Below are 593 nucleotides of genomic sequence, written 5' to 3'. Positions count from 1 at the left end.
AAAGCGAAAAGATTGAAAACCCGAGCCTGATTGTCATCGGGGATGTCGTTCAATTCAGCTCGCAGTTAAGCTGGTTTGAACCTGAGCTGAAAGATCCGGCATTAAGCGAGGCGCTTTAATATGAAACAAGCGATTTTATATATCGGCCATGGAAGCCGTCTGAAAAGAGCCCAAACAGAAGCAGCCGCTTTTTTGGAGAGCTGCAAAGAAAACATGTCCGCCCCCATTCAGGAAATATCTTTTTTGGAATTGGCGGCACCGGATATCGAAACCGGCTTTAAAGCGTGTGTGGAAAAGGGGGCGACGCATATCGCGGCCGTGCCGCTTCTCCTCTTGACAGCCGCACATGCCAAAAGGGACATCCCTGAAGAGCTTGCCCGTGCTTCCTCACAGTACCCTTCCGTCAGCGTCGCTTACGGAAAGCCGATCGGCGTCGATCAGGAAGTCGTCAAAGCGGTTTTTACAAGGATCGAAGAAACGGGGACGCCATATGAACATGCAAGAGTCGTGTTGATCGGAAGGGGAAGCTCTGATCCGGATGTCAAACGGGATGTTTATGATATTTGCGAACGGCTGAGAGACCTCACACCAGT

1 protein-coding gene and 1 pseudogene are annotated in these 593 nt (G+C 50.6%); both read left to right on the top strand.

The window, feature by feature from the left end; translation table 11 throughout:
* Positions 1-119, top strand: a pseudogene (locus ACWHAR_RS29700) (uroporphyrinogen-III C-methyltransferase); the annotation flags it as partial.
* Between the two features lies 1 nt (position 120).
* A partial coding sequence (locus ACWHAR_RS29695; RefSeq protein WP_452088767.1) for a sirohydrochlorin chelatase occupies positions 121-593 on the top strand: 473 nt, incomplete at its 3' end.

It is taken from the genome of Bacillus sp. LR--39 (genome assembly GCF_053613335.1).
This window is presented reverse-complemented; position numbering and strand designations above follow the sequence as displayed.